Origin of the sequence: Nocardia sp. NPDC004860 (assembly GCF_040609015.1) — a bacterium.
GTDB lineage: Bacteria > Actinomycetota > Actinomycetes > Mycobacteriales > Mycobacteriaceae > Nocardia.
In genome coordinates this window covers 22,090-44,744 of sequence record NZ_JBEXJI010000036.1, presented here as the reverse complement: position 1 = coordinate 44,744, position 22,655 = coordinate 22,090, and the positions used below count along the sequence as shown (strand labels likewise).

General features: G+C 68.5%; 18 protein-coding genes. 10 read left to right on the top strand and 8 right to left on the bottom strand.

All coding sequences use genetic code 11. The features are described from left to right. Positions 1-148 precede the first annotated feature (148 nt). Positions 149-472, top strand: coding sequence for a multidrug efflux SMR transporter (locus ABZV44_RS39545; RefSeq protein WP_354848473.1), 324 nt, complete (start codon positions 149-151; stop codon positions 470-472). Between the two features lie 21 nt (positions 473-493). Here the strand turns inward: ABZV44_RS39545 and ilvA are convergent, their stop codons facing one another. Continuing rightward, positions 494-1,717, bottom strand: coding sequence for a threonine ammonia-lyase (gene ilvA, locus ABZV44_RS39540; RefSeq protein WP_354848470.1), 1,224 nt, complete (start codon positions 1,715-1,717; stop codon positions 494-496). Positions 1,718-1,858: 141 nt separating this feature from the next. Here ilvA and ABZV44_RS39535 point away from each other — a divergent pair, with 141 nt between their 5' ends. The 3 genes from ABZV44_RS39535 to ABZV44_RS39525 all read left to right on the top strand — a co-directional run bounded on the left by ABZV44_RS39535 (position 1,859) and on the right by ABZV44_RS39525 (position 5,256). Then, positions 1,859-3,349 (top strand): NCS1 family nucleobase:cation symporter-1, encoded by a 1,491-nt coding sequence (locus ABZV44_RS39535; RefSeq protein ID WP_354848467.1) that lies wholly within the window; start codon positions 1,859-1,861, stop codon positions 3,347-3,349. Between the two features lie 168 nt (positions 3,350-3,517). Then, on the top strand, positions 3,518-3,976 hold the full coding sequence (locus ABZV44_RS39530) for an Rrf2 family transcriptional regulator (RefSeq protein WP_354848464.1): 459 nt from the start codon (positions 3,518-3,520) through the stop codon (positions 3,974-3,976). 8 nt (positions 3,977-3,984) lie between these two features. Next, positions 3,985-5,256 (top strand): globin domain-containing protein, encoded by a 1,272-nt coding sequence (locus tag ABZV44_RS39525; RefSeq protein WP_354848461.1) that lies wholly within the window; start codon positions 3,985-3,987, stop codon positions 5,254-5,256. Between the two features lie 39 nt (positions 5,257-5,295). Here ABZV44_RS39525 and idi read toward each other — a convergent pair whose 3' ends face one another. The 4 genes from idi to ABZV44_RS39505 all read right to left on the bottom strand — a co-directional run bounded on the left by idi (position 5,296) and on the right by ABZV44_RS39505 (position 10,174). Beyond that, a complete protein-coding gene (gene idi, locus ABZV44_RS39520) occupies positions 5,296-5,862 on the bottom strand; it encodes an isopentenyl-diphosphate Delta-isomerase (protein ID WP_354848458.1) in 567 nt (188 codons plus the stop codon). After that, positions 5,859-6,731, bottom strand: a complete 873-nt coding sequence (locus tag ABZV44_RS39515) for a geranyl diphosphate 2-C-methyltransferase (protein WP_354848455.1) — start codon at positions 6,729-6,731, stop codon at positions 5,859-5,861. Before ABZV44_RS39515 ends, idi begins: the two co-directional genes overlap by 4 nt. Positions 6,732-6,799: 68 nt before the next feature. Next, positions 6,800-8,752: a family 2 encapsulin nanocompartment cargo protein terpene cyclase gene (locus ABZV44_RS39510; RefSeq protein WP_354848453.1), complete on the bottom strand. Its 1,953-nt coding sequence runs from the start codon at positions 8,750-8,752 to the stop codon at positions 6,800-6,802. Between the two features lie 15 nt (positions 8,753-8,767). After that, positions 8,768-10,174 (bottom strand): family 2B encapsulin nanocompartment shell protein, encoded by a 1,407-nt coding sequence (locus tag ABZV44_RS39505; RefSeq protein WP_354848450.1) that lies wholly within the window; start codon positions 10,172-10,174, stop codon positions 8,768-8,770. Positions 10,175-10,540: 366 nt separating this feature from the next. On the opposite strand from ABZV44_RS39505, the gene ABZV44_RS39500 reads away from it, so the two are divergent. From ABZV44_RS39500 to ABZV44_RS39490, 3 genes are all read left to right on the top strand, one after another. Beyond that, positions 10,541-13,504, top strand: coding sequence for an AMP-binding protein (locus tag ABZV44_RS39500; protein WP_354848447.1), 2,964 nt, complete (start codon positions 10,541-10,543; stop codon positions 13,502-13,504). Between the two features lie 114 nt (positions 13,505-13,618). Then, positions 13,619-14,251 (top strand): TetR/AcrR family transcriptional regulator, encoded by a 633-nt coding sequence (locus ABZV44_RS39495; RefSeq protein ID WP_354848444.1) that lies wholly within the window; start codon positions 13,619-13,621, stop codon positions 14,249-14,251. An 81-nt stretch (positions 14,252-14,332) separates the two neighbouring features. Beyond that, positions 14,333-15,205, top strand: coding sequence for a sterol desaturase family protein (locus ABZV44_RS39490; protein ID WP_354848441.1), 873 nt, complete (start codon positions 14,333-14,335; stop codon positions 15,203-15,205). A 69-nt stretch (positions 15,206-15,274) separates the two neighbouring features. On the opposite strand, the gene ABZV44_RS39485 is transcribed toward ABZV44_RS39490, so the two are convergent. Continuing rightward, positions 15,275-16,750, bottom strand: coding sequence for an MFS transporter (locus ABZV44_RS39485; protein ID WP_354848438.1), 1,476 nt, complete (start codon positions 16,748-16,750; stop codon positions 15,275-15,277). A 141-nt stretch (positions 16,751-16,891) separates the two neighbouring features. Between ABZV44_RS39485 and ABZV44_RS39480 the strand changes: the two genes are divergently transcribed. Then, positions 16,892-17,338, top strand: a complete 447-nt coding sequence (locus tag ABZV44_RS39480; RefSeq protein ID WP_354848435.1) for a MarR family transcriptional regulator — start codon at positions 16,892-16,894, stop codon at positions 17,336-17,338. 53 nt (positions 17,339-17,391) lie between these two features. Here the strand turns inward: ABZV44_RS39480 and rffA are convergent, their stop codons facing one another. Both rffA and ABZV44_RS39470 read right to left on the bottom strand, forming a co-directional pair. Next, entirely contained in the window at positions 17,392-18,531 is a 1,140-nt protein-coding gene (rffA, locus tag ABZV44_RS39475; RefSeq protein WP_354848432.1) for a dTDP-4-amino-4,6-dideoxygalactose transaminase, read from the bottom strand. Continuing rightward, the gene (locus ABZV44_RS39470) at positions 18,528-19,583 is read right to left on the bottom strand and encodes a glycosyltransferase (RefSeq protein WP_354848596.1); all 1,056 of its coding nucleotides are present in this window, start codon (positions 19,581-19,583) and stop codon (positions 18,528-18,530) included. The genes rffA and ABZV44_RS39470 overlap by 4 nt, the downstream gene beginning before the upstream one ends. A gap of 348 nt (positions 19,584-19,931) precedes the next feature. Between ABZV44_RS39470 and ABZV44_RS39465 the strand changes: the two genes are divergently transcribed. Both ABZV44_RS39465 and ABZV44_RS39460 read left to right on the top strand, forming a co-directional pair. Further along, positions 19,932-22,166, top strand: a complete 2,235-nt coding sequence (locus tag ABZV44_RS39465) for a hypothetical protein (protein WP_354848593.1) — start codon at positions 19,932-19,934, stop codon at positions 22,164-22,166. Continuing rightward, entirely contained in the window at positions 22,163-22,651 is a 489-nt protein-coding gene (locus ABZV44_RS39460) for a GtrA family protein (RefSeq protein WP_354848429.1), read from the top strand. The genes ABZV44_RS39465 and ABZV44_RS39460 overlap by 4 nt, the downstream gene beginning before the upstream one ends. Positions 22,652-22,655: the final 4 nt, after the last annotated feature.

Below are 22,655 nucleotides of genomic sequence, written 5' to 3'. Positions count from 1 at the left end.
AAGCAACCTGCGGCGGCGAGGTTCGAGGCCGGGGCACCATGTCGGCGATTCCGATGCTCGAGCGGTTGGCCGAGGCGCCGGAGTTGCGGCTGGGCGTCGAGTTTCATCGGTTGCCGGGCGCGGGGAGAAGGGTGGTTACTGTGCGGGTATGACTTTGTTGTTGCTGGCGTTGGCTATTGCGTGTGAGGTGACGGCGACTGTTTCGCTCAAGATCTCGGAGGGATTCACCAGGCTGGTTCCTTCGATCATCGTGGTGATCGGGTACGGGGCGGCGTTCTATTTTCTGTCGCAGGCTTTGAAGCGGGGGATGGCCATCGGGGTGGCGTATGGGATCTGGTCGGCGGTGGGGGTGGTGGCGGTGGCGACCATCGGAGCGTTGTTCCTGGACGAGGGGATCACGGCGGTGCAGATCGGGGGGATCGTGCTGGTGATCGCGGGGGTGCTGGCGCTGGAACTCGGTGGGGCGCACTGACTATGACGGCTTCCGCTGTCGTCAATCCTGCACGCGCACCAGGTATCCGGCGTCCGCGAGGGCGGTGAGCATCTCGTCGCGGTGGGCGGGGCCGCGGGTTTCGAGGGTGAGCAGCACCTCGACCTCGTCGATGGCGAGCCAGGCGCCGGTGCGGGAGTGGACCACGTCCAGGACGCTGGCGCCGGTGCGGCCGAGCTCGGCGAGCAGGCGGGACAGACTGCCGGGACGGTCGGAGATGGTGACGCGGGCGGCGAGGTAGCGGCCGGCGGCGCTGAGGCCGTGGCCGATGACGCGGGTCAGCAGCAGCGGGTCGATATTACCGCCGGAGAGGATGGCGCAGACCGGGCCTTCCAGCGCGAGTTCGGCTGGGCTGCAGGCCATCAGCGCCGCGACGCCCGCCGCGCCCGCGGGTTCGACGATCAGCTTGGCCCGCTCCATGCACAGCAGCAGCGCCTTGGACAGCGCGTCCTCGTCGACGGTGACGATGGTGGGCGCGCTGTCCACGATGTGCTCGAACGGCACCTCTCCGGGCCGGCCCACCGCGATGCCGTCGGCCATGGTGGACATCTGTTCCAGCGCCACCGGCTTCCCGGCCGCGAGCGAGGCGGGCCAGGCGGCGGCCTCGGCGGCCTGCACACCGATCACCCGGACCTGCGGCTTCAGCCGCTGCACCGCCGCAGCCACCCCCGCGAGCAGGCCCCCGCCGCCCGTCGGCACCAGCACCGTGCCGACATCCGGGAGCTGGTCGAGGATTTCGAGCCCGACCGTCGCCTGCCCGGCCACGATGTCGATGTGATCGAACGGATGCACCACCGTCGCCCCCGTGCGTTCCGCGAAATCCCGTGCGGCGGCGAGGGATTGGTCGATGGTGTCGCCCACCTGGTGCACGGTCGCGCCGTAGGCCCTGGTGGCCACCAGTTTCGGCAGCGCCGCACCCACCGGCATGAACACCGTGGCGTCGATCCCGAGCGAGGTCGCCGCCCACGCCACCCCCTGCGCGTGATTGCCCGCGCTGGCCGCCACCACCCCGTGCGCCCGCTCGGCCGCGGACAGATTGGCGATCCGGTTGTAGGCGCCGCGCGGCTTGAACGATCCCGTGCGCTGCAGGTTCTCGCACTTCAGCCAGACCTCGTGCCCGATGCGCTCCGACAGCACCCGCGAGGCCACCACGGGAGTCCGCCGGATCACCGGTGTCAGCAGGGTCGCCGCCGCTTCGATCCGCGCCATGAGCTCCATGCGGGCCATGTTGCCAGGTATTCACGCGCCTGTCGTTCGCGAAAGATATATGGATCACGCAATAACCCGGAAACCGAAAAGCAATCCACGGGGAACGGCTCGTTCCTACCTTGAGCCCACCATCATCGGCTTTCGGATCGGATACACCCCATGACCGACATCGTCACCCCCGCGTCGGCGGGCGCGGAGCCCGCCGCGGCGACACCTGCTCCAGACTACGACCCCAGGCTCACCAATGACGATCTCGCCCCCCTGAAGAAACAGACCTGGGGCTCGTACCACATCTTCGCCTTCTGGATGTCGGATGTGCACAGCGTCGGCGGATACGTCACGGCGGGTAGCCTTTTCGCCCTCGGCCTGGCCGGCTGGCAGGTGCTGGCCGCGCTGCTCATCGGCATCACGATCGTATATTTCCTGTGCAATCTGGTGGCCGCGCCCAGCCAGCGGGCGGGCGTGCCGTATCCGGTCATGTGCCGCAGCGCCTTCGGCGTGAAGGGCGCGAACATCCCGGCCATCATCCGCGGCCTGATCGCGGTGGCCTGGTACGGGATTCAGACCTACCTGGCCTCGGCGGCGCTGATCGTGGTGGCGGTCAAGCTCTTCCCGGGCCTGGCACCGTACGCGAAGTCCGGCGACTACGGTTTCCTCGGCCTGTCGCTGCTGGGCTGGTGCGCCTACCTGGTGCTGTGGGTGGTGCAGGCGGCCGTGTTCTGGCAGGGCATGGAGTCCATCCGCAAGTTCATCGACTTCTGCGGTCCCGCCGTGTATGTCGTCATGTTCCTGCTGTGCGGCTACCTGATCTACAAGGCCGGCTGGAGCGCCATCGACCTGCAGCTGGGCGCGGTGAAGTACCACGGCTGGGACGCGCTGCCCGTGGTCCTGGGCGCGATCGCGCTGGTGGTGTCCTACTTCTGCGGGCCGATGCTGAACTTCGGTGACTTCTCCCGCTACAGCAAGTCCATGGCGGCGGTGAAGCGCGGCAACCTGCTCGGCCTGCCGGTCAACTTCCTGGCGTTCTCGCTGCTCGTGGTGATCACCGCGTCGCTGACCATCCCGGTGTACGGCGAGCTCATCACCGATCCGGTCGAGACCGTCTCGCGCATCGACTCCACTTTCGCCATCGTGCTGGGCGCGCTGACCTTCACCATCGCCACCGTCGGCATCAATATCGTCGCCAACTTCATCTCGCCGGCCTTCGACTTCTCGCACGTGAGCCCGCAGAAGATCAGCTGGCGCATGGGCGGGATGATCGCCGCGGTCGGGTCGGTGCTGATCACGCCGTGGAACCTGTACAACAACCCGGACGTCATCCACTACACCCTCGAGGTGCTGGGCGCGTTCATCGGCCCGCTGTTCGGGGTGCTCATCGCCGACTACTACCTGGTGCGCAAGCGGACCATCGTGGTGGACGACCTGTTCACCATGGCCGAGCGCGGAAAGTACTGGTACCGCAACGGGTTCAATCCGGTCGCGGTGATCGCCACCGTGATCGGCGCCATCGCGGCGGTGTTCCCGGTGCTGGCCAAGGACGTCTACGGCATGCACACCGCGGCCCAGTACAGCTGGTTCATCGGGTGCGGTCTGGCGCTGGTCATCTACTACGCGCTGGCCACACGCACGACGCTCATGGCCGAAGCCTGAGGGGATATCCCTGGCAGCGATGCCGGTCGCTGCCAGGGATTTGCTGGACAAGTTATAGACCGTCTCGTGAAAATGTGTCCGGCGTAACATATTCCGCACGGATTCACGTATTAAAGCGCACAGCAGGAAAACCTGCTTTTCCCAATCGGAATAAGTACCGTTGGGCCCATGCAGCTCTCCCGGTTCACCGATCTCGGCTTGCGGTCGCTCATGCGCCTGGCGGTCAGCAGTGATGCCGAGGAAAGAGTCACCGTCAAACTCATTGCGCGACAGGTGAATGCTTCCGAAAACTACGTTGCCAAAGCCGTCTCCCGGCTCGCCGAACTGGGCTATGTCGAGTCCCAGCGCGGACGCAGCGGCGGGATCTTCCTGACCGAGGCGGGTAAAAAAACCACCATCGGCACTATTGTTCGGCACCTCGAATGTGATAACGAAGTCATCGAGTGTGGCGGCGACAATCCGTGCCCATTGGCGAATGCGTGCCGTTTGCGGGGCGTCCTCGCCACCGCGCAGAACGCCTTCTACGCCGAACTCGATCGGTACGTCCTGTCCGATCTGGTGGATCAGCGCACCGTGGAGCTGCTGTATATGCCGGTATTCCCGGCGGCTTCACTCATCGACACCTAGGAGACCTCATGAGGCTCGCGCCGGATTCCACGCTGAACACATTCCCCGAGCTGGCTGAATCCACTACCCAAGGTCTTGGGGCCGAGCACGCCGAGGTGATTCGCGCGACCCTGCCCCTGGTGGCCGCGCACATCGACCAGATCACCCCGCTGTTCTACACCAAGATGTTCGCCGCCCACCCGGAGCTGCTGCGCGATCGCTTCAACCGCGGCAACCAGCATCAGGGCGCACAGCAGAGGGCGCTCGCCGCCTCCATCGCCGCGTTCGCCACCCACCTCGTCGACCCCGGCCTGCCGCACCCGCGGGAACTGCTGGCCCGTATCGGCCACAAGCACGCCTCGCTGGGCGTCACCGAGCCCGAATACCGCATCGTCCACGAGCATCTGTTCGCCGCCATCGTCGAGGTGCTGGGCGCGGACGTGGTGACCCCGGAGATCGCCGCGGCCTGGGATCGCGTGTACTGGCTGATGGCCACCACGCTCATCGATTTCGAGCGGGAGCTCTACGACGCCGCGGGCGTCGCGCCCGGCGACGTGTTCCGCGAGACCCGGGTGGTGCAGCGCATCGACGACCCGTCGGGTGCGGCCACCTTCGTGGTGGAGTCCGCCGATCCGTCCGAACCGCTGCCGGGATTCGTTCCGGGACAGTACATCTCGGTCGGCGCGCGACTGCCCGACGGCGCCCGCCAGCTGCGTCAGTACAGCCTGATCAATCGCGGCGGCGACGGCCGGCTCGCGTTCACCGTGCGCAAGGTGCTCGCCGACGCGGACACGCCGGCCGGTGAGGTCTCGAACTGGCTGCACGACACCGTCGGCGCGGGCGACACCCTCGAAATCACGCTGCCCTTCGGCGATCTCACCATCGACACCGAGGCCACCACGCCGGTCGTGCTCATCTCCGCGGGCATCGGCGTCACCCCGATGGCGGGAATCCTGGAATACCTGGCGGCCGAAACCCCCACGCGCCGGACTGTCATCCTGCACGCCGACCGCTCCACCACCGCGCACCCGCTGCGCGAGACGGTCGACGAGCTCGCCCACCGGTTGGCGGACGTGTACTTCCGCGCCTGGTACGAGGCCGACGGCCACGGGCTGCTGGACGTCACCCAGGTCGATCTGCCCGAGGACGCGGACTACTACCTGTGCGGTGGCACCGGCTTCCTGCAGTACGTCCGCGCCCAGCTCATGTCCGCCGGAATCCCTTCGGACCGAGTCCATTTCGAGCTCTTCGCGCCGAACGACTGGTTGCTCGACGCCGATCAGCAGCCCGCCCTCGCCTGATCGCGGGCGGCAATCGACCCCCTGGCCGCGATCGACCGGTTAGCTGTGCGCCGCGATGGTCCGCAGCACTCCGCTCAGCCACGGGGTGTAGCGCGCGGGTTCCGCCGCCACGTTCTCGGCGAGGGTGTCCGGCCGGATCCACGCGGTATCGGCGACCTCGTCCGGATTCGGGTGCGGCGATGTGTCCTCCAGCCGGCCGATCAGGACGTGATCGAATTCGAACTCGACGCGGCCGGTATTCGGATCGGTGGCCTGGTAGGTGAAGGTGCCGGCCTCCGATAGCTCGGCGCTGATACCGAGTTCCTCGTGCAGCCGTTTGGCGGCCGCCTCCATCACCGCCTGCCCCGGCGCCGGATGCCCGCAGCAGGTGTTGGTCCACAGCAGCGGGAAGCGCGTCTTCACGCCCGCCCGCTGCTGCAGCAGCACCCGCCCGGCGGCATCGAACAGCAGCACCGAGAAGGCCCGATGCAGCCGCCCGGGCGCGGTGTGGGCGGCTGCCACCGACAGCGAACCCTGCGCCCGGCCCTGCTCGTCGACCAGTTCGACGAGCAGGGTCTCACGGTCCACCACCGGGGTGGTGTCGGATGCGTCGAGGGTGCCGGTCACCTAACCACCTTATCGGCGGTGATCATCAGGTACTGGAAGCTGCCCTCCTTGTAGGAGGTCAGGAAGGGTTTCTCGACGCCGGTCGCGAGTTCGGACCGGGTGCGCAGCTCCCAGTACGGGATGGTCGCGGGGGTGAGGTCGGTGACCGCGATGGGGACCAGGCCGTTGGCGGCCAGCGCCTGGAAGTAGCGGCTGCGCGGATGGATATTGCAGCCGTAGTGCGCGTCGATCCAGCTCACCGAGGCCGAGCGGGCGCCGAACACGTCATTGGAGCAGCCCGTGATACAGACGTAGCGGCCGCCCGGCTCGAGCAGGCGGGAGAACTCCGCGAACAACTCGAAAAGGTCTACGTACATGGTGGTTTCATTGGTCCAGATGCCGCGCCGGGAGCCGGAGTCGAAACCAGTGTCGAGCATGTTCTTGAAGTGGAAGCGCGCCTTGTCGGAGACGCCGCGCTCGCGGGCCTGCTCATTGGCGAAACCCACCTGGTATTCGGAGATGGTGACGCCGTCCACCTCGCAGCCGAAGCGCTGGTTGGCCATGAAGCTGGTACCGCCGCGCCCGGACCCGCCGTCCATGAGCCGGTCGCCGGGGCGGACGTCGCCGAGCTGGTCGAGCAGGCCGTCGGCCTGCGCGGTCTCCAGGCGGTGCAGTTCCTTGACGATCCGTTCCTGCCGGGTCTCCTCGGGGCCTTCCAGGACCGACAGATCCGGCTCGCCGATGCCGTAGTGATGGTGATAGAGCCCGTCCACCTCGCCGAGCTTGGTGTTGACGCGATCGTCATTGGGATTGTTGTTCCAGTAGGACGCGACCGACTTCTGGTACTCGGTCTTCAGCACGGCATCCGGCCGGGGGTGGAGCGCGGTCATGGCAGGTCATCCTCTCGAATGGGTGATATGACGCTGGAAGTACTGCGCGCATCGAAGGGTGAGGTGAATCACGGGGTTTCGTTGTAGCGGCGGCTGTCCGCGTGCCAGGCCCGGTTGCCGCCCATCCAGGCCCACAGGCCGGTCAGGAAGCGGCGCAGCTCCGGGGAGCCGGTGGCGGCGAGGGCGCCGGCCTCGGCCTCGAAGCGGTGCACCAGTTCGTCGTGGACCTCGGCGGTGCGCTGGACGGCCTGGCGGCGGGAGCACTGCTCCTCGGCGGCGAGCACGGTGGGGAGGTTGAATTCCCGTCCGCCGGAGAGGTCTTCGCGCGCCATGGAGTAGAGGTCGTTGACCATCTGGCTGGCCAGCGCGGCGGTGGTGACCACCCGCCGCACCCGCGGATCGGTGTACTCCGCGGCCGGCACCTCGTAGCCGCCGACCGCGTCGATCGGGGCCATACAGGGCAGGAAGCTGTGCGGTTGCCGGTTCAGCAGGTATTCCCAGACCGGTGGCATGCGGCCCGCCGCGCGCCACCCGGCCTCGGCGCCCAGAGCGATGAACCAGCCCGCGATCTCGGTGCGCAGCCGCGCCACCTGGGTCGGGGTGGCGAATCGCGACAGGTGCTCGAAGGAGGTCCGGAATGCCCGCAGAATCGGATCGCGCTGCATGGCCTCCTCCACCTTGACCTGGTACCGCGGTGGCAGGTGCACGGGATCCATGGCGGCGGCGGCCAATTCGAGCCGTGGCCCGAGCTCGGCCTCCGCGCTGGACCTGCTGCCGTCCGGCGCGATATCGCTGGCGTCCTCCTCGCAGTAGTAGTCGTCCACCGACCACTCCGACACCGCGCACTTGGCCGCCGCCAGCAGGCGATCCGCGTCATCGCAATCCGGATGCGCCAGCATGATCAGCCGCCCGAAGTCGGCCTTCCGCAGATCATCCAGCCGCCCCTCGTACAGCCCGATCTCCTCGGCCCAGGCGATGATGCCGAAATTCACCGCCTCCGCCAGCGCCGGATTGTCCCGCACCGGCGGCGGACAGTAGAGCGCCGGAATAGCCGCCCCCTGCGCCCGCCGCACCGATCCGGTCCCGATGCCACTCGGGCCATGCGAAACCCGCTTGGCCCCAATGCAACTCGCGTCCTCCGATGCCTCGGCCGACATGGCGGTACCCGGCTCGACCGCCGTGGAGCCCGGAATCCCACGAGCCAGCTCGGTGATCGACCCGAGGTCCCACACCGGATCGAGGGTCTGCCCGGGATCCGCATCGGGCGCACCGGGCCGAGCCGCCGCCGAAGTCGGAACCGCCCGAACGGCATCCGCGATCGGCCCGGCGGACCGTTCGGGCGCCGGCATGATCGCCGCGGCATCGGCGGGACCGACACCGTCCGGAGCGGCGGCTATCGAGGTGGCCACAGCCGGAGCCACCGCATCGGCTCGGACCACGGTGTCTGCCCGTGCCGCAGGCGAAGTCGGCGCGACCGGTGTGGAGCCACCGGGCGCCCCGCCTCGGCGAAATGCCGAGGTCGTCCCGATTCCGTTGGGGCCGTTCGCAACCCGCCGCGCCGTCGGGCCGGGCGAGCTCTGTTCCGCGGCATGGGCTTCGGCCGGGAGGGAGGGGAGGCGGCCGGAGCCCAGGGTGCGGGGGATGGGGCGGAGGGGTTGGGCGAGTGGAGAGGTCGGGGGTCCGGGAGTCGGCACCGCGCCGCCGGCAGGCGACGGCGGACGCGATGCCTGTCCCGCGAGCTCCGTGATCACCTGGGGGGTGGGTAGGTTCACGCGGAGGCTCGGGGCCCCGAGGCCGGAGGGGCCGAGCAGCCGTCGGGGGGAGTGCGCCTCGGCGGCGTCGGAGGCGCCGAGGCGGGGATCATCACCGAGGGCGGCAATGGATTCCAGGGCGGAGCGGGCTTCGGTTGCCGTGAGCAGGGTTTGGGGCGCGGTGGTGTCGAGGTTGGTCAGCAGGGCGGCGACTGCCGCCGCCACCTCATGGGTGGCAAGCGGGGCCGCGGCGCGTGAGAGCACCGACATGACGGGACACCTCGCTCAGTCGGACTGACGGGCGACCAGCACATTGTCGAGAATGCCGAGCGCGTCGGGGACCAGGACGGCGGCCGAGTAGTAGCAGCTGACCAGGTAGGAGATGATCGACTGATCGTCGATGCCCTTGAACCGGACGTTCAGGCTGGGCTCGTACTCGTCCGGGATTCCGGTCTGGTGCAAGCCGATCACGCCCTGGTCCTTCTCGCCGGTGCGCATGGCGAGAATCGACGTGGTCTGGGTGCCGCTGACCGGGATCTTGCCGCACGGGAAGATCGGCACCCCGCGCCAGGCGGGCACGCGATGGCCGTCCACCTCCACCGGGTCGGGATAGATTCCGCGCTTGGAGCATTCGCGCCCGAACGCGGCAATCGCCTTGGGGTGCGCCAGGAACAGCTTGGTGCTGCGGCGCATGGAGAGCAGCTCGTCCATATCGTCCGGAGTGGGCGCGCCGGACTCGGTGTAGATGCGCTGTTTCAGGTCACAGTTGTTGAGCAGGCCGAAGTCCGGATTGTTGACCAGGTCGTACTCGCGGCGCTCGTAGAGGGCCTCGATGGTCAGGCGCAGCTGCTGTTCGATCTGATCCATCGGGTCGTTGAACAGGTCGGCGACACGGGTGTGCACGCGCAGCACCGACTGGGCCAGGCTGAGTTCGTACTCGCGGGGCTGATCGTCGTAGTCGACGTAGGTGCCCTCGAGCATGGGCTCCCCGGAGTGGCCGGAGGAGATGACGATCTCGGCCTCGCCGTACTTGTTCTGCGGCAGCGCCGGGGCGTGTGCCACGGCGGAAAGGTGTTCCGCCAGTGCCGGAATGTTCTCGGTCAGCTGGTTCACGGTGGAGCGGGCGAGCACCAGCACGGTGGTGGGCGTGACCGTCTTGATGGTGACCGGCCAGATGGCGTCCGGATCGGTGAGGGTCTGATCGCCGAAGTAGTCGCCGCCGCCCAGCATGCCCAGCTTGGTGGTCTCGCCGTACTCGCCGGTGCCGATCTTGGAGAGCTTGCCGTGCACGATCAGCAGCACCTGGTCCATGGGGTTGCCGAACTCGGCGACCACGGTGCCGGCGGGCAGATCCCGCTGTTCGAAGCGGCCGGCCACGGTGGCCAGGATCTCCTCGTCCGCGAAGCCGCGCAGCTGCGGCAGCTCCTGCAGTTCGAGCGGGATGACCCGGGCGTGCGGGCCATTGATGACGTACTCCACCTCGCCGTTTCCGACGGTGTGCGTGAGGCGCCGGTTGACACGGTAGATACCGCCCTTCACCTGGCTCCACGGCAGCGAACGGGTCAGCCAGCGGGAGCTGATGCCCTGCATTTGCGGTTCGGATTTGGTGGTGTGTGCCAGCTGGTGGGCGGCAGCGGTACTGAGGGACTTGCGCTGGCCGTTTTCGGTCTGAAGGGGCATTTCGATGGTCATGCTGCGGTCCTCACCTCGAAGGGCCACCGCGACGGGAGGCGGTGGAGTCCACGGCGAAACAGCAGACCCGAGCGGGGCCTGCGTGAATTAGTCAAGTGAGTGAAATGACAAGCGCGACAGTGCGATTCCAGCGATTCCGATGGTAGAGCCCCGGATCACGCGACGTGCCGAAATGCCAAAACATGATGCCTGGAATGTTGCTGTATCCCGTAAACCCCGAACGGCCGGTTTGCTTTGACGCGGGCCCGGATCGCTCCGCCACGCGTAGCCCGCATGGTGCTGGTCACAGCGCCAGCGCAGTAGGGTGGACGTATGGCAAGCTCATCGCGACGCGTCGGGGCGGGTGACGCTGGTCAAGGCCAGGAAATGTCTGGGAGAGAAGCCGTGAAATTCAATACGAGGTCCGTGGTGGGTCCGATCGAGCGACTCGTCGCGACCGCACAGAACGGGCTCGAGGTGATCCGGTTCGGGGGACTGGTTCACGACATCGAATCGTCGCCGTACGAGGTGGTGGAGCGGAAGCGGATGTACCGCCTGCGCCACTACTTCCCCGACGACACCGGGGCGGAGCGTCCGGTGGTGGTGCTGGTGCCGCCCATCATGGTGACCGCCGAGATCTGGGACGTGAATGCCGCCGACGGGGCGGTCGGCATTCTGCACCAGGGCGGAATAGATTGCTGGGTGGTCGATTTCGGCTCACCGGCCACTGAAGAGGGCGGCTGGGACCGGGATCTGGCCGACCACGTGCTGGCGGTCTCGAGCGCTATCGACACCGTCACCGAAATCACCGGCCGCGCCGTGCATCTCATGGGGTACTCGCAGGGCGGCATGTTCGCCTACCAGACCGCGGCCTACCGCTACGGCAAGGGCGTCGAGTCCATCGTGACCTTCGGCAGCCCGGTCGACGCCGTCGCGGGCATGCCCTTCGGCCTGCCGCACGGGCTGGTCTCCGACGCCGCCGACTTCCTCACCGATCACGTGCTGAACCGGCTGCCCATCACCGATTCCATGGTGCGCCTGGGCTTCCAGGCCCTGGACCCGGTCAAGACCGCCCGCGCCCGCATCGACTTCCTGCGGCAGCTGCACAATCGTGAGGCGCTGCTGCCCAAGGAGCGTCAGCGTCGCTTCCTCGAGGTCGACGGCTGGCTCGGCTACCCCGGTCCCGCGCTCACCGACCTGCTCCAGCAGTTCGTCAAGCACAATCGAATGATGCTGGGCGGCTTCGTGATCCGCGATCAGCTCATCTCGCTGGCGGAGATCAAGTGCCCGATCCTGGCCTTCGTCGGCGAGGTCGACGACATCGGCCAGCCCGCCGCCGTGCGCGGCATCGTGCACGCCGCGCCCAATGCCGACGTATACGAGACCTGCATTGTGGCCGGGCATTTCGGGCTGGTGTCGGGCTCCACCGCCACCAAGCAGACCTGGCCCGTGGTGCGCGACTGGGTCAACTACCTCAGCGGCCGCGGCGAACTGCCCGAGCAGGTCCAGCGCATGAGCACCGAGGTGGTCCGCAATGGCCCGCGCACCGGGCTCACCCGGGTCGTGCACGCCCTCGGCACGCTGGCCGAGGCCGGCACCAGCGTCGGCAAGACCATCGAGGGCGTGGCCGGGCAGACGCTGCGCGGTACGGTCGAACTCACCAGCGAGGCCGCCCGCGCGCTGCCCCGGCTGACCCGGCTGGGCATGATCCAGCCGCACACCCGAATCTCGCTGGGCCGCTTGGTCGCCGAGCAGGCGCGGCGCGCGCCGCAGCGCGATCTGTTCGTGTTCGACGACCGCGTGCACACCCAGGAGGCGGTCAACGAGCGCATCGACAATGTGGTGCGTGGGCTGATCTCCGTCGGCGTGCGGCCGGCCACCCGGGTCGGCGTGGTCATGGAGACCCGGCCGAGCGCGCTGGCCTCCATCGCCGCGCTGTCGCGGCTGGGCGCGGTCGCGGTGCTGCTGGCGCCGGGGAGCGAACTCTCCAAGGTCGCGGACCTGACCGGGACCAGGCTGCTCATCGCCGATCCGGAGAACCTCGCCAGCGCGGCCGCCACCGGTCACCGGGTGCTGGTGCTCGGCGGCGGCAATTCCCGTGTCCTCGACATTCCGCCCGGCGCCGATGTGGTCGACCTGGAACAGATCGACCCGGCGCAGGTGGAGCTGCCCGCCTGGTACCGGCCGGATCCGGGCCTGGCGCGCGAGCTGGCCTTCATCCTGGTCACCGGCACCGGCGACAAGTTCGACGTCAAGCAGGTCACCAATCACCGCTGGGCGCTGTCGGCCTTCGGCACCGCGTCGGCGGCGGACCTGGGCCGCCACGACACCGTGTACTGCCTTGCGCCGCTGTACCATTCGTCCGGATTGCTGGTGAGTCTGGGTGGCGCGGTGGCCGGCGGCAGCCGCATCGCGCTGGCCCGCTCGCTGGAGCCGGCGCGGTTCGCCGAGGAGGTGCACCGCTACGGCGTCACCGTGGTCACCTACACCTGGACCATGCTGCGCGACATCCTCGACGCCGACACCTTCGCCGACGGGCATGCGCACCCGATCCGCCTGTTCATCGGCTCCGGCATGCCTGCGGGCCTGTGGCGGCGCACCGAGGAGCGCTTCGCGCCCGCCAAAGTGCTGGAGTTCTACGCCTCCATCGAGGGAGATGTGGTGCTGGCCAACGTCTCCGGCGCCAAGATCGGCTCCAAGGGCCGTCCGGTGCCGGGCACCGCCAAGGTCGAACTCATCGCCTACGACCCGCTGACCGACGAAATCCTGGTCGGCGACAACGGTTTCGCGCGGCGCTGCGCCGACAACGAGGTGGGGCTGCTCATCGGCACCGTCTCCGACCTCGTCGACCTCTCCGCGGGCGGACTCCGGGGCGTCTTCGCCCCCGGCGACGCCTGGATGCCCACCGAGAACCTCTTCCGCCGCGACAGCGACGGCGACTACTGGCTCATGGACCGCCGCGACACCGTCATCCCGACGCCGCGCGGCCCGGTCTACACCCAGCCGATCGTCGACGTGCTGAACGACATCACCGCCGTCGACATGGAGGTCGCCTTCGGCCTCCCCGCCGGGGACCGCATCCTCGCGGTCGCCGCGGTGAGCATCCGCGCGGGCTTCGGCCTGGCTCCCAAGGATGTGACCGAGGCGGTCCGGGCCCTGGCCCCCGACCAGCGCCCCGACATCGTCTATGTCGTGGACGACATCCCCCGCAGCTCCACCTACCGTCCCTCGACGCGGGCGGTGCAGGCCGCCGGCCGCGCCGAACCCGACGACCGCACCTGGTGGTACAACCGCACCACCGAGGCCTACGAGGTCCTCACCCCCGACCTCGCCGCGCGCCTGTTCGGCTGATCGCCTCGAACGCGCCCCCGCCACCGTGTCGTACCGGAGAAGACACGGCAGGGCCGGGGCGCGTTCGCATTTCGCCTGCGAACCACCGAATTGACCGAATGGTAATTTTCGAGCATGCGATCGGATGTCGGAGGTGGGAGCGGAGCCGTGAAGCGGGTCGGCACGGCGGGGACCAAGGGGGTGCCGCGAGCCGAGCGGGAGGCGCAGATCCTCGATGTGGCGGCCGCGGAGATCGCGCGGGTCGGGTACGCGGGGCTGTCGCCGGCCGTGGTGGCGGCGGGGGCCGGGGTGTCGAAACCGTTGGTGTACGGGTATTTCGGGTCCAAGGACGGCCTGTACGTGGCCTGCGTGGAGCGGGCCGCCGGGGTGCTCGGAGATGCGATCGACGAGGCCATGTCGGGGACGGCGTCACTGGAGATGGCCGAGCGCACGCTGGCCGCGATCTTCACCGCGCTCGAACCGCGGCCCTACGACTGGAAGGTCGTGCACGACCAATCCCACCCTGCCGAGGGGCCCGCGGCGGCGGCAGCGCTGGCCGCGCGCGCCCGCATCGACGCACAAACCGACCGGGGCGTGGGCGCGTTCGTGGCGGGGCACGGGCTGACCGATCCGCGGGATCTGTCCGCGCTGATCGCCGTGTGGACCGGACTGGTCGCCGCGCTCGTCGACTGGTGGCTGAGCCATCCCGACGAGACGGCCGAGGCCATGATCGCGCGCAGCGCCCGCCTGTTCGCAGCCCTCACCTGATTCGACCGCGAACGGTCGCGGACTCTTGCCATTGAATTGACCGATTGGTAACTTACGAATCGGTCAATTCGTGGAGGTTCGATGCTTTCGCAGGTCTGGCATGAGATCAATACGCCGCTGCTCTATGCGATCCCGGTCTTTCTGTTGTGTATCGCAGTGGAGATGGCGTCGCTGCGGGATGCCGACCGCGAGCATGCGACCGGGTATCTGGCACGCGACACCCGCACCAGCCTGAGCATGGGGTTGGGCTCGATCGTGTCGTCGTTCGTGTTCAAGACGGCCAGTCTGGTGGTGTTCGTCCTGATGTGGACCTATCTCGCGCCCTGGCACCTTCCGACCGGCGCCTGGTGGAGCTGGGTGCTGCTGATGGTGGTCCTCGACCTGCTCTACTACCTCAACCACCGCTTCTCTCACCGCGTCCGTATCGGCTGGGCGGCCCACCAGGCCCATCACTCGAGCGAGTACTTCAACTTCGGAACCGCCCTGCGGCAGAAGTGGAATCCGTGGTCCGAGGTCATCTTCTGGGCGCCCCTGCCGCTGCTGGGCTTCGCTCCCTGGACGATCTACATCGCCTTCATCCTCAACCAGATCTATCAGTTCTTCACCCACACCGAGACCATCGGAAAGCTCTGGGCTCCCATCGAATTCGTCTTCAACACCCCGTCGCACCACCGTGTCCACCACGGCAGGGATCCCGAATACCTCGACAAGAACTACGCGGGCATCCTCATGATCTGGGACCGCATGTTCGGGACCTTCCAGCCCGAAATGCACCGCCCCACCTACGGTCTCACCAAACCGGTCGGCACCTACAACCTCCTGAAGCTGCAATACCACGAGTACGGCAACATCGTCCGGGACGTCCGCACCGCCGACGGCTACCGCAACAAACTCGGCTACATCTTCGCCCCGCCCGGCTGGCAGCCCCCGGAACTGCGCGACCAGCCCGCCTGAACCAGCACGCACGAAAGCCCGGTCGTAGACCGGGCTTTCGAAAATCGGGCGCGCTCCTCGCGCTCCGGTTCAGTTCTCCGCCAGTACCTTCTGCGGCTCGGCCGCCGCGGTGGTGCGGGCCGTGACCGCTTTGCGGACCGGGATCGCGAGTGCGATCACCGCGGACACCAGGCAGGCTGCGCTGCCGATCAGGAACACCGTGCGGAAGCCGTTCTCGGTCGGAATGGCATGGCCGCCAACCGAGATGGTCAGCTGTGCCAGCACCGCGCCCACGACCGCCGAGGAGACGGAGGTGCCGATCGAGCGCATCAGGGTATTGAAGCTGTTGGCGGCGGCCGTCTCCGACAGCGGCACCCCGCTCATGATCAGCGCCGGCATCGCGCCGTACGCGAGCGCCACACCCGTGCTGCAGATGATGTTCACCAGCTCCAGACCCCAGGTGGAGCCCATCGTCAGCTGTGCCACCCCGTACCCGGCCGCCATGGTCAACGCGCCGGTGAACAGGGTGATCTTCGGGCCGCGCGCGGCGGACAGGCGGGCGCCCACCGGTGAGACGAGCATCATCATGATGCCGCCGGGGGCCATCCACAGCCCCATCATGAGCATCGACTGGCCCAGGCCGTAACCGAGCGACGTCGGCAGCTGCAACAGCTGCGGCATGCTCAACTGCAGTGCGTACATGCCGACACCGATCGCGATACTCGCGAGGTTGGTGACCAGCACCTGCGGACGCGCGGTGGTGCGCAGGTCCACCAGCGGCTCGGGCGAGCGCAGCTCCCACCAGACCCAGGCGAGCAGGACGACGACCGCCGCAGCGAACAAGCCCAGCGTGGTGCCGCTGGTCCAGCCCCAGGTCGCGCCCTTCGACACGGGCAGCAGGAACGACACCAGACCGGCGCCGAGCAGCACCGCACCGGGGAGGTCGAAACGTCCCGACGGTCCTTCCGAGCTGCCCTCGGGCACCAGGGTCACGATCAACGCGGTGGCGATGCCCACCAGAACCGCTGCGACCCAGAACATCACACGCCAGCTGCTGTACTGGGTGACGGCCGAGGCGATCGGCAGGCCCAGCGCGCCGCCGATGCCCAGGGACGAGCTGATCAGCGCGATCGACGAGCCGAGCCGTTCGGCGGGCATCACATCGCGCAGCAGGGCGATGGCGAGCGGAATGATGCCCACGCCGAGCCCCTGCAGGCCGCGGCCGACGATCATCGGCACCAGCGAATCGGACACCGCGCACACGATCGACCCGACGATGAGCGGAATGGTGGAGGCGATCATCATGCGCCGCTTGCCGTACATGTCGCCGAGCCGGCCCGCGACGGGGGTGGCGACGGCCGCGACGAGCAGCGTGATGGTGACGACCCAGCTGGTGTTCGAGGCCGACGTATTCAGGATGCGGGGTAGCTCACCCAGCAGCGGCACCACCAGCGTCTGCATGAGCGACGCGATGACACCGGCGTAGGCGAGCACCGCGAGGGTGCGGCCCGCGCCCGTGCGCGCCGGCGTCGAGCCGGACGCCGTAGCGGAATCGGGTTGGGTCATGGGATCTCCTCACGATGCGTAACAATGTGTACTGTACACATAAAGTGCAAGATGCACATGCAGTGGTGGATGCACAACGCTAGGGTGTGGGTGAACAGGGGTTGAACCCGCAGGTCAATGCGGATCGCGGAAGGACGGGACGTGCCGAAGCCCACCGAATTGCTGGAATTCCAGACCATGCTGATGGGCCGGTTCAGCCTCATCGCACGCAAGGCGACCGACACCAGCCTCGATCGCAGCGCCTACCTGCTGTTGAGCCTGCTCGAAGCCGACGGCCCGATGTCCATCGGCCGGCTCAGCGAAATCCTCGGCCTCGACGTCTCCACCCTGAACCGGCAGACCGCGGCGCTGCTCCGCGCCGGCCTCGCCGACCGCATCCCCGACCCCGACGGCGGCATCGCCCGCAAGTTCCGCCTCACCCCGGAAGGCGCGTCCCGCCTGAACGGTGAACGCGCACAGAGCATCCGCCATCTCGACGAGATCGTCGCCGACTGGACCGACGAGGAGGTCACCGCCCTCGCCGACTCCCTCGCGCGCCTGAATGCCGACATCGACCGCTACCGAAACCGAATTTCCGCGCGCCCCTGACGCGGACCCCTTGTGTGGCAACGGCATCCGCGATGCCGCCGGGCCCGCGGCTACTAGACGGTGAAGCTGGTGACGCCGTCGACGACGCGGGTCAGCTGCTCCTCGGTCAGGCCCGGCCACAGCGGAAGCCGCACCAGGGTGGCCGAGAACTCGGCGCTGCGCACGCACGGGAACGGGGTGCGGCCGAGCTTGAGCCCTGCGGGGGAGGAGTCCAGGGGGACGTAGTGGAAGGGGGCCACGATGCCGCGCTGGGACAGATGCGCGATGAGGTCGTCGCGGCGGTGCTCGGTGGGGACGCGCAGGTAGTACAGGTGCGCGGTGTGCTCGCGGTCCGACGGCACCGTCATGAGGCGAATGTCGTTGCGGGCGGCCCAGTCCGGGAGCGCGGCGGCGTAGGTGTCCCACACCCGGTGGCGGTTGCGCTGGATGGTGTCGAACTCCGCGAGCTGGGCGTCGAGGACGGCGGCGTTCAATTCGCTGGGCAGGTAGGAGGATCCGATGTCCTGCCACGAGTACTTGTCCACCGCGCCGCGCAGGAAGCGGGCCCGGTCGGTGCCCTTCTCGCGAATGATTTCCGCACGCGCCATGAGGATTTCGTCGGTGAGCAGCACCGCGCCGCCCTCACCGCAGTGCACGTTCTTGGTGTCGTGGAAGGACAGCGCGCCCACGGTGCCGATGGTGCCCAGCGGGCGGCCCCGGTAGTAGCCGCCCAGGCCGTGCGCGTTGTCCTCGATGATGGCGAAGCCGTGCGCGTCGGCCAGCCGCTGCAGGCCCTCCATGTCGGCGGCCACGCCGCCGTAGTGGATGACCATGACGGCCTTGGTGCGCGGGGTGATCGCCGCGGCCACCGACTCCGGATCCAGATTGCCGGTGGCGGCGTCGATATCGGCGAACACCACGGTCGCGCCGCGCAACGCCATGGCCGTCGCGCTGGAGGTGAACGCGAAACTCGGCACGATCACCTCGTCCTCGGGCCCGAGTTCCAGCAGCAGCCCGGCCATTTCGAGCGCGTGCGTGCACGAGGTGGTGAGCAGCGCGTGCGGCGCGCCGGTGATGTCACGCAGTTTCGTGGTGGCAGTCGCGGTGAAGGGACCGTCGCCGTGGCTGTGGTCCGAGGACAGCACGGCCTCCACATTCGGCAGCTCGCGCGCGGCGCGGAACGGGCGGCTGAAGATGATGCGGTCACTGCTCACGCGCGGAGCTCCCCCTCGATGTCTTCGTCGAACCGATTCGTCGTGCCGTCGTGGCGACTTCCACCGTCGTGGCGGATTCCGCCGCGCAACTGCTGCGGCCGCGGCGTCGGCGAATCCACCGTCAGATACAGCGGCTTGCCGACCAGCACATGCAGTGCCACACCGAGGTATTCGGCGATCAAACCCAGCGAGAACAGCACCGCGCCCGAGCACAGCAGCAGCACCGTCATGAGCGAGGCCCAGCCCTCGGGGTCGGTGCCGCTGTCGGTCAGCCGGTGGTACACCACCCAGCCCGCCATGGCCAGCCCGCCCAGCGCCAGCGTCACACCCAGCATGCTCACCAGCCGCAGGCCGCGAGTTCCGCTGCACAGCACCATCTTCCAGAACAGCGAGAACAGCCGCCGGTAGTTGTAACCGGACTCCTCGCGGCCCTCCGCGCGCAACTGCACCGGCACCTGCGCCGCCTCGCCCACCACCCAGGTGAGCGCCACATCCAGGTACACGCCATTGGAGGCGACCTGTGCCAGCTGCCGCGCGATATCGCCGCGGATCAGCCGGTAGCTCTCGAAGCGGGTGGAGTCCGGGAACGCGAACACCGTCGCCAGCACGATCTTCGCGCCGCGCGAGGTGACATTCCGCAGGAAGCCGTGCGGGCGGGTGTTGACCGGCTTGGAGTAGACCAGATCGGCGCGCTGCTCGAGCGCCGCGTCCAGGAAGTCGGCGATGAAGGCCGGATCGTGCTGGCCGTCCTCGTCCATGGTGACGGTCCAGTCGCCCTGCGCGGCGGCCATACCGGCGATGGTGGCCGCATCCTGGCCGTAATTGCGGCTCAACCACACCACCCGCACCTGCGGGTAGGTTTCGGCGAGCTCCTGCAGCACCACGTCGGAGCGGTCGGGCCCGTGATCGTGCACCAGCACGATCTCCTCGACCCGGAAGGTGGCGCCCTGCGGCGTGGTGACCGGCTCCCCGAGCTTGTCCAGCTCACTGACCAGTGCGGCAATCGTCTCCTCGCCGCGGTACACGGGCACCACGACGGAGACCGCGTGCACCCGCGCCGGGCGCTCGCCGGCGGAGGTCACGCTGGGGTCGCTCGCGTAGGTGCGGGCGGACGGAATCGGCATCAGCTGAATGTACTTTCGATGACGGTGTGCGCCGGAACTCCAGCCCGGAAACCGTAGCCCGAGCCGCGCTGAACTTTAACACGCTGCTCGGCGCGGCATTCGGGGCGAAGTGTCGACACCCGGTCATCATTCCCATGTCCATCCCCGCAAAGGACCGGCGTAAGTGCCATCGACACTGCCGCCCTGTAGGGTCTGGAACTCGTGGTGGAAAGCTCAGTTTCCAAGGTGGTCGGGGCCGCCGAATCCGGGCAGGACGATAAGGCGGCTCGGCGTGAGGTGTACCGCTGGGGCATCGTCACTTCGATCGGGGTGACCCTCGGGTATCTGGCTGTCATCCTGGCCAACTCCCGCCACTTCTTCACCGACGACACCGAATCCCAGTACACGGGCCTGTGGGTGTTCTTCGGCCGGGCCTTCCGGGACGGCCATTTCCCGCTGCTGATTCCGAACCAGTGGATGACGGGCAACTACACCAATGAGGAAGCGGGACTGTTCAACCCGCCGCAGCTGCTGATCGATCTGATCGCGCCCTCGGTGCCCAACCTGGCCGTGTACGCGACCATCGTGAAGCTGGTCTTCGCGATCATCACCGGGCTCGGCGTGTACCGGGTGTGCCTGGTGTACGGCGCCCGCCCGCAGTGGGCCGCGGTGGCCGGGGTGGCCATGCCGTTCACCGGCTTCTTCCTGTTCTTCGACTCGGCCAGCTGGTTCACCGCCATGGCCGGCACCGCCTGGATGATCCACGCCTGGGCGTCCGCGGAGCGCTACCTGCGCGGCCAGGGCGGTCCGATCCCGGTCTTCGTGTACCTGTACCTGGCGATCTCGGTGCAGTACGTGTTCCCCGCGGTCGAGGCCGTGCTCATGCTGATCGCGGTGGCCGTCGGCTACCTGGTGTGCCGGGGGCCGCGGACCTGGCCGCAGTGGCGCGAGGCGTTCGGCCCGCTGCTGCGCCTGGCCGCCGCGGCGGCCTGCGCGGGCGCGGCGGGGCTGCTGACCTTCCTGCCCTCGATGCTGTCGGCGCAGGTGAGCTGGCGCGGCAATTCGCAGATCAATAACGACCAGTTCCTGACCGTGCCGTGGTCTGAATCGCTGAACGCCAGCCTGCCGACCACCATGCCCGCGTTCACCTCGTGGTGGGGCTACGTCCAGCCGCTGCCCATGACCTACATCGCCTGGTTCCTGATCCCGGCGCTGGCGTTCGTGGATTGGAAAGCGGCGCAGAAACACTGGAAGCAGTTCGTCGCGATCGCGCTGTTCGCGCTGATGGCGCTCATGTGGACCGCCGGGCCCGGCACCGTCGGCCCGCTGCGCTGGCCCGCCCGCGTGCTGCCCATGCTGGCGCTGGGTCTGCTCGTGCTGGTGTGCGTGCTGCTGGGCCGCTTCGCCACGCTGCGGGACCGCAACACGCGGATCATCTCGGCGCTGGTGCTGGTCCTGGCCCTGTGGGTGCGCACCTTCTCCGCCGACCCGCACCAGGCGCTGTGGCACCTGGGCTCGGCCGCCGTGGTGATCGCCCTCGGGTTCGGCGTGGTGTGGCTGGGCCGCGCCCGCGGCGCCAGCGGAGCCACCGCGCTGGTCATCGCCGCCATGGTGCCGATCGCCTGGTTCCAGGTGTGGTGGGTGCAGCCCACGCCCATGTCGTGGAACCTGCCCGCCGACCGCAACGAGGCCATGGCCGCCTTCCCGAAGTTCCAGGCCGGCACCACCCTTCAGCTCTCCGACCGCGGCCTGCTGCAGCCCGCCGACAAGAACCTGCAGGGCGCGTACGGGTCGCTGGTGTGGGGCAACTACGCCAAGGACCTGCAGCAGGACTACGTCAACGGCTATACGCCCAACGGGCACTTCTACTTCGGCGAAATGCTCTGCATGCGCTGGGACTCCAGCGTCTGCCCCGACGCGTACCGCCGGCTGTTCAGCGCCGAGCCGACCACCGGCCGCACCCTCGCCGACCTCATGCTGATCGACCGGGTCGTGTTGCAGAAGGCCATGTTCCCCGACGCCGGCGACCAACCCGCCCCGGAGGGCTGGCACTTCGTCGACGTGCCCGGGCACGAGAAGTACATCTGGGCGCTCGAGCGCGACGACGGCCCGATCTCCACGGTCAACGGCCGCGTCGGCGACGCCCACGACGTCATCGCCACCTCGCTCGACGAGACCGACACCACCAGCCGTGTGCGGGTCTCCTCGGAGACCGGCGGCCGCGTCACCTTCGCGCGCCTGGGCTGGCCCGGCTACCGCGTCACCCTCGACGGCAAGACCGTCCCGTTCCACACCGTCGCGAAAGTCTTCGTGGCCGTGGACATTCCGGCCGGCACCGACAAGGCCGTGCTGGAGGTGACCTGGCGGCCGCCGGGCTGGAAGATCGGAATCGGCAGTGCCGCGGGCGGACTCGTCGGCCTCGGGCTGCTCCAGTGGTTGTACGTTCGCTCGCGTCGGCGCGGACAGGACGTGCCCGCCGCCGAACAGCTCGACGACGATCCGGACCGCGAACTGGTGGGGACCGCCAAGTGACCGAGACGCGCCCCTCGCTCACCGGCGCCGAGCCCGCTCCGGCCGGTCCGCTGCTGCGGCTGGTGCGTCGGCAGGAGATCGCCTTCGCCCTGGTCGGCGGCTTCAACACGCTGATGGGCATGGTGCTCACCATCGTGTGGCTGACCGTCCTCGGCGGTGTGGTGTCCAAGGACGTGGCGGCCGCCCTGTCGGTGGCGCTGGCCTACGCGGTCAGCATGGTGGTGGCCTTCGTCCTGCACCGCACCCTGGTGTTCCGGGTGCGCGGCCACCTGCTGCGCGACTTCGTGGCCTTCGTCGGCGTGAACGCGGTCGGCATGGTGCTGAACATGGTGCTGCTGCAACTGGCCGTCTCCCTGCTGCACGCGCCCGCCGAACCGGCCGCCGTGGTGGTCATGGGCCTGGTCGCGGTGGCCAGCTACTTCGGCCACCGCCACATCAGCTTCCGCCGCCCCGCCGATTCCCCTCCCGCCCCGGCCGACCGGTAGGTTG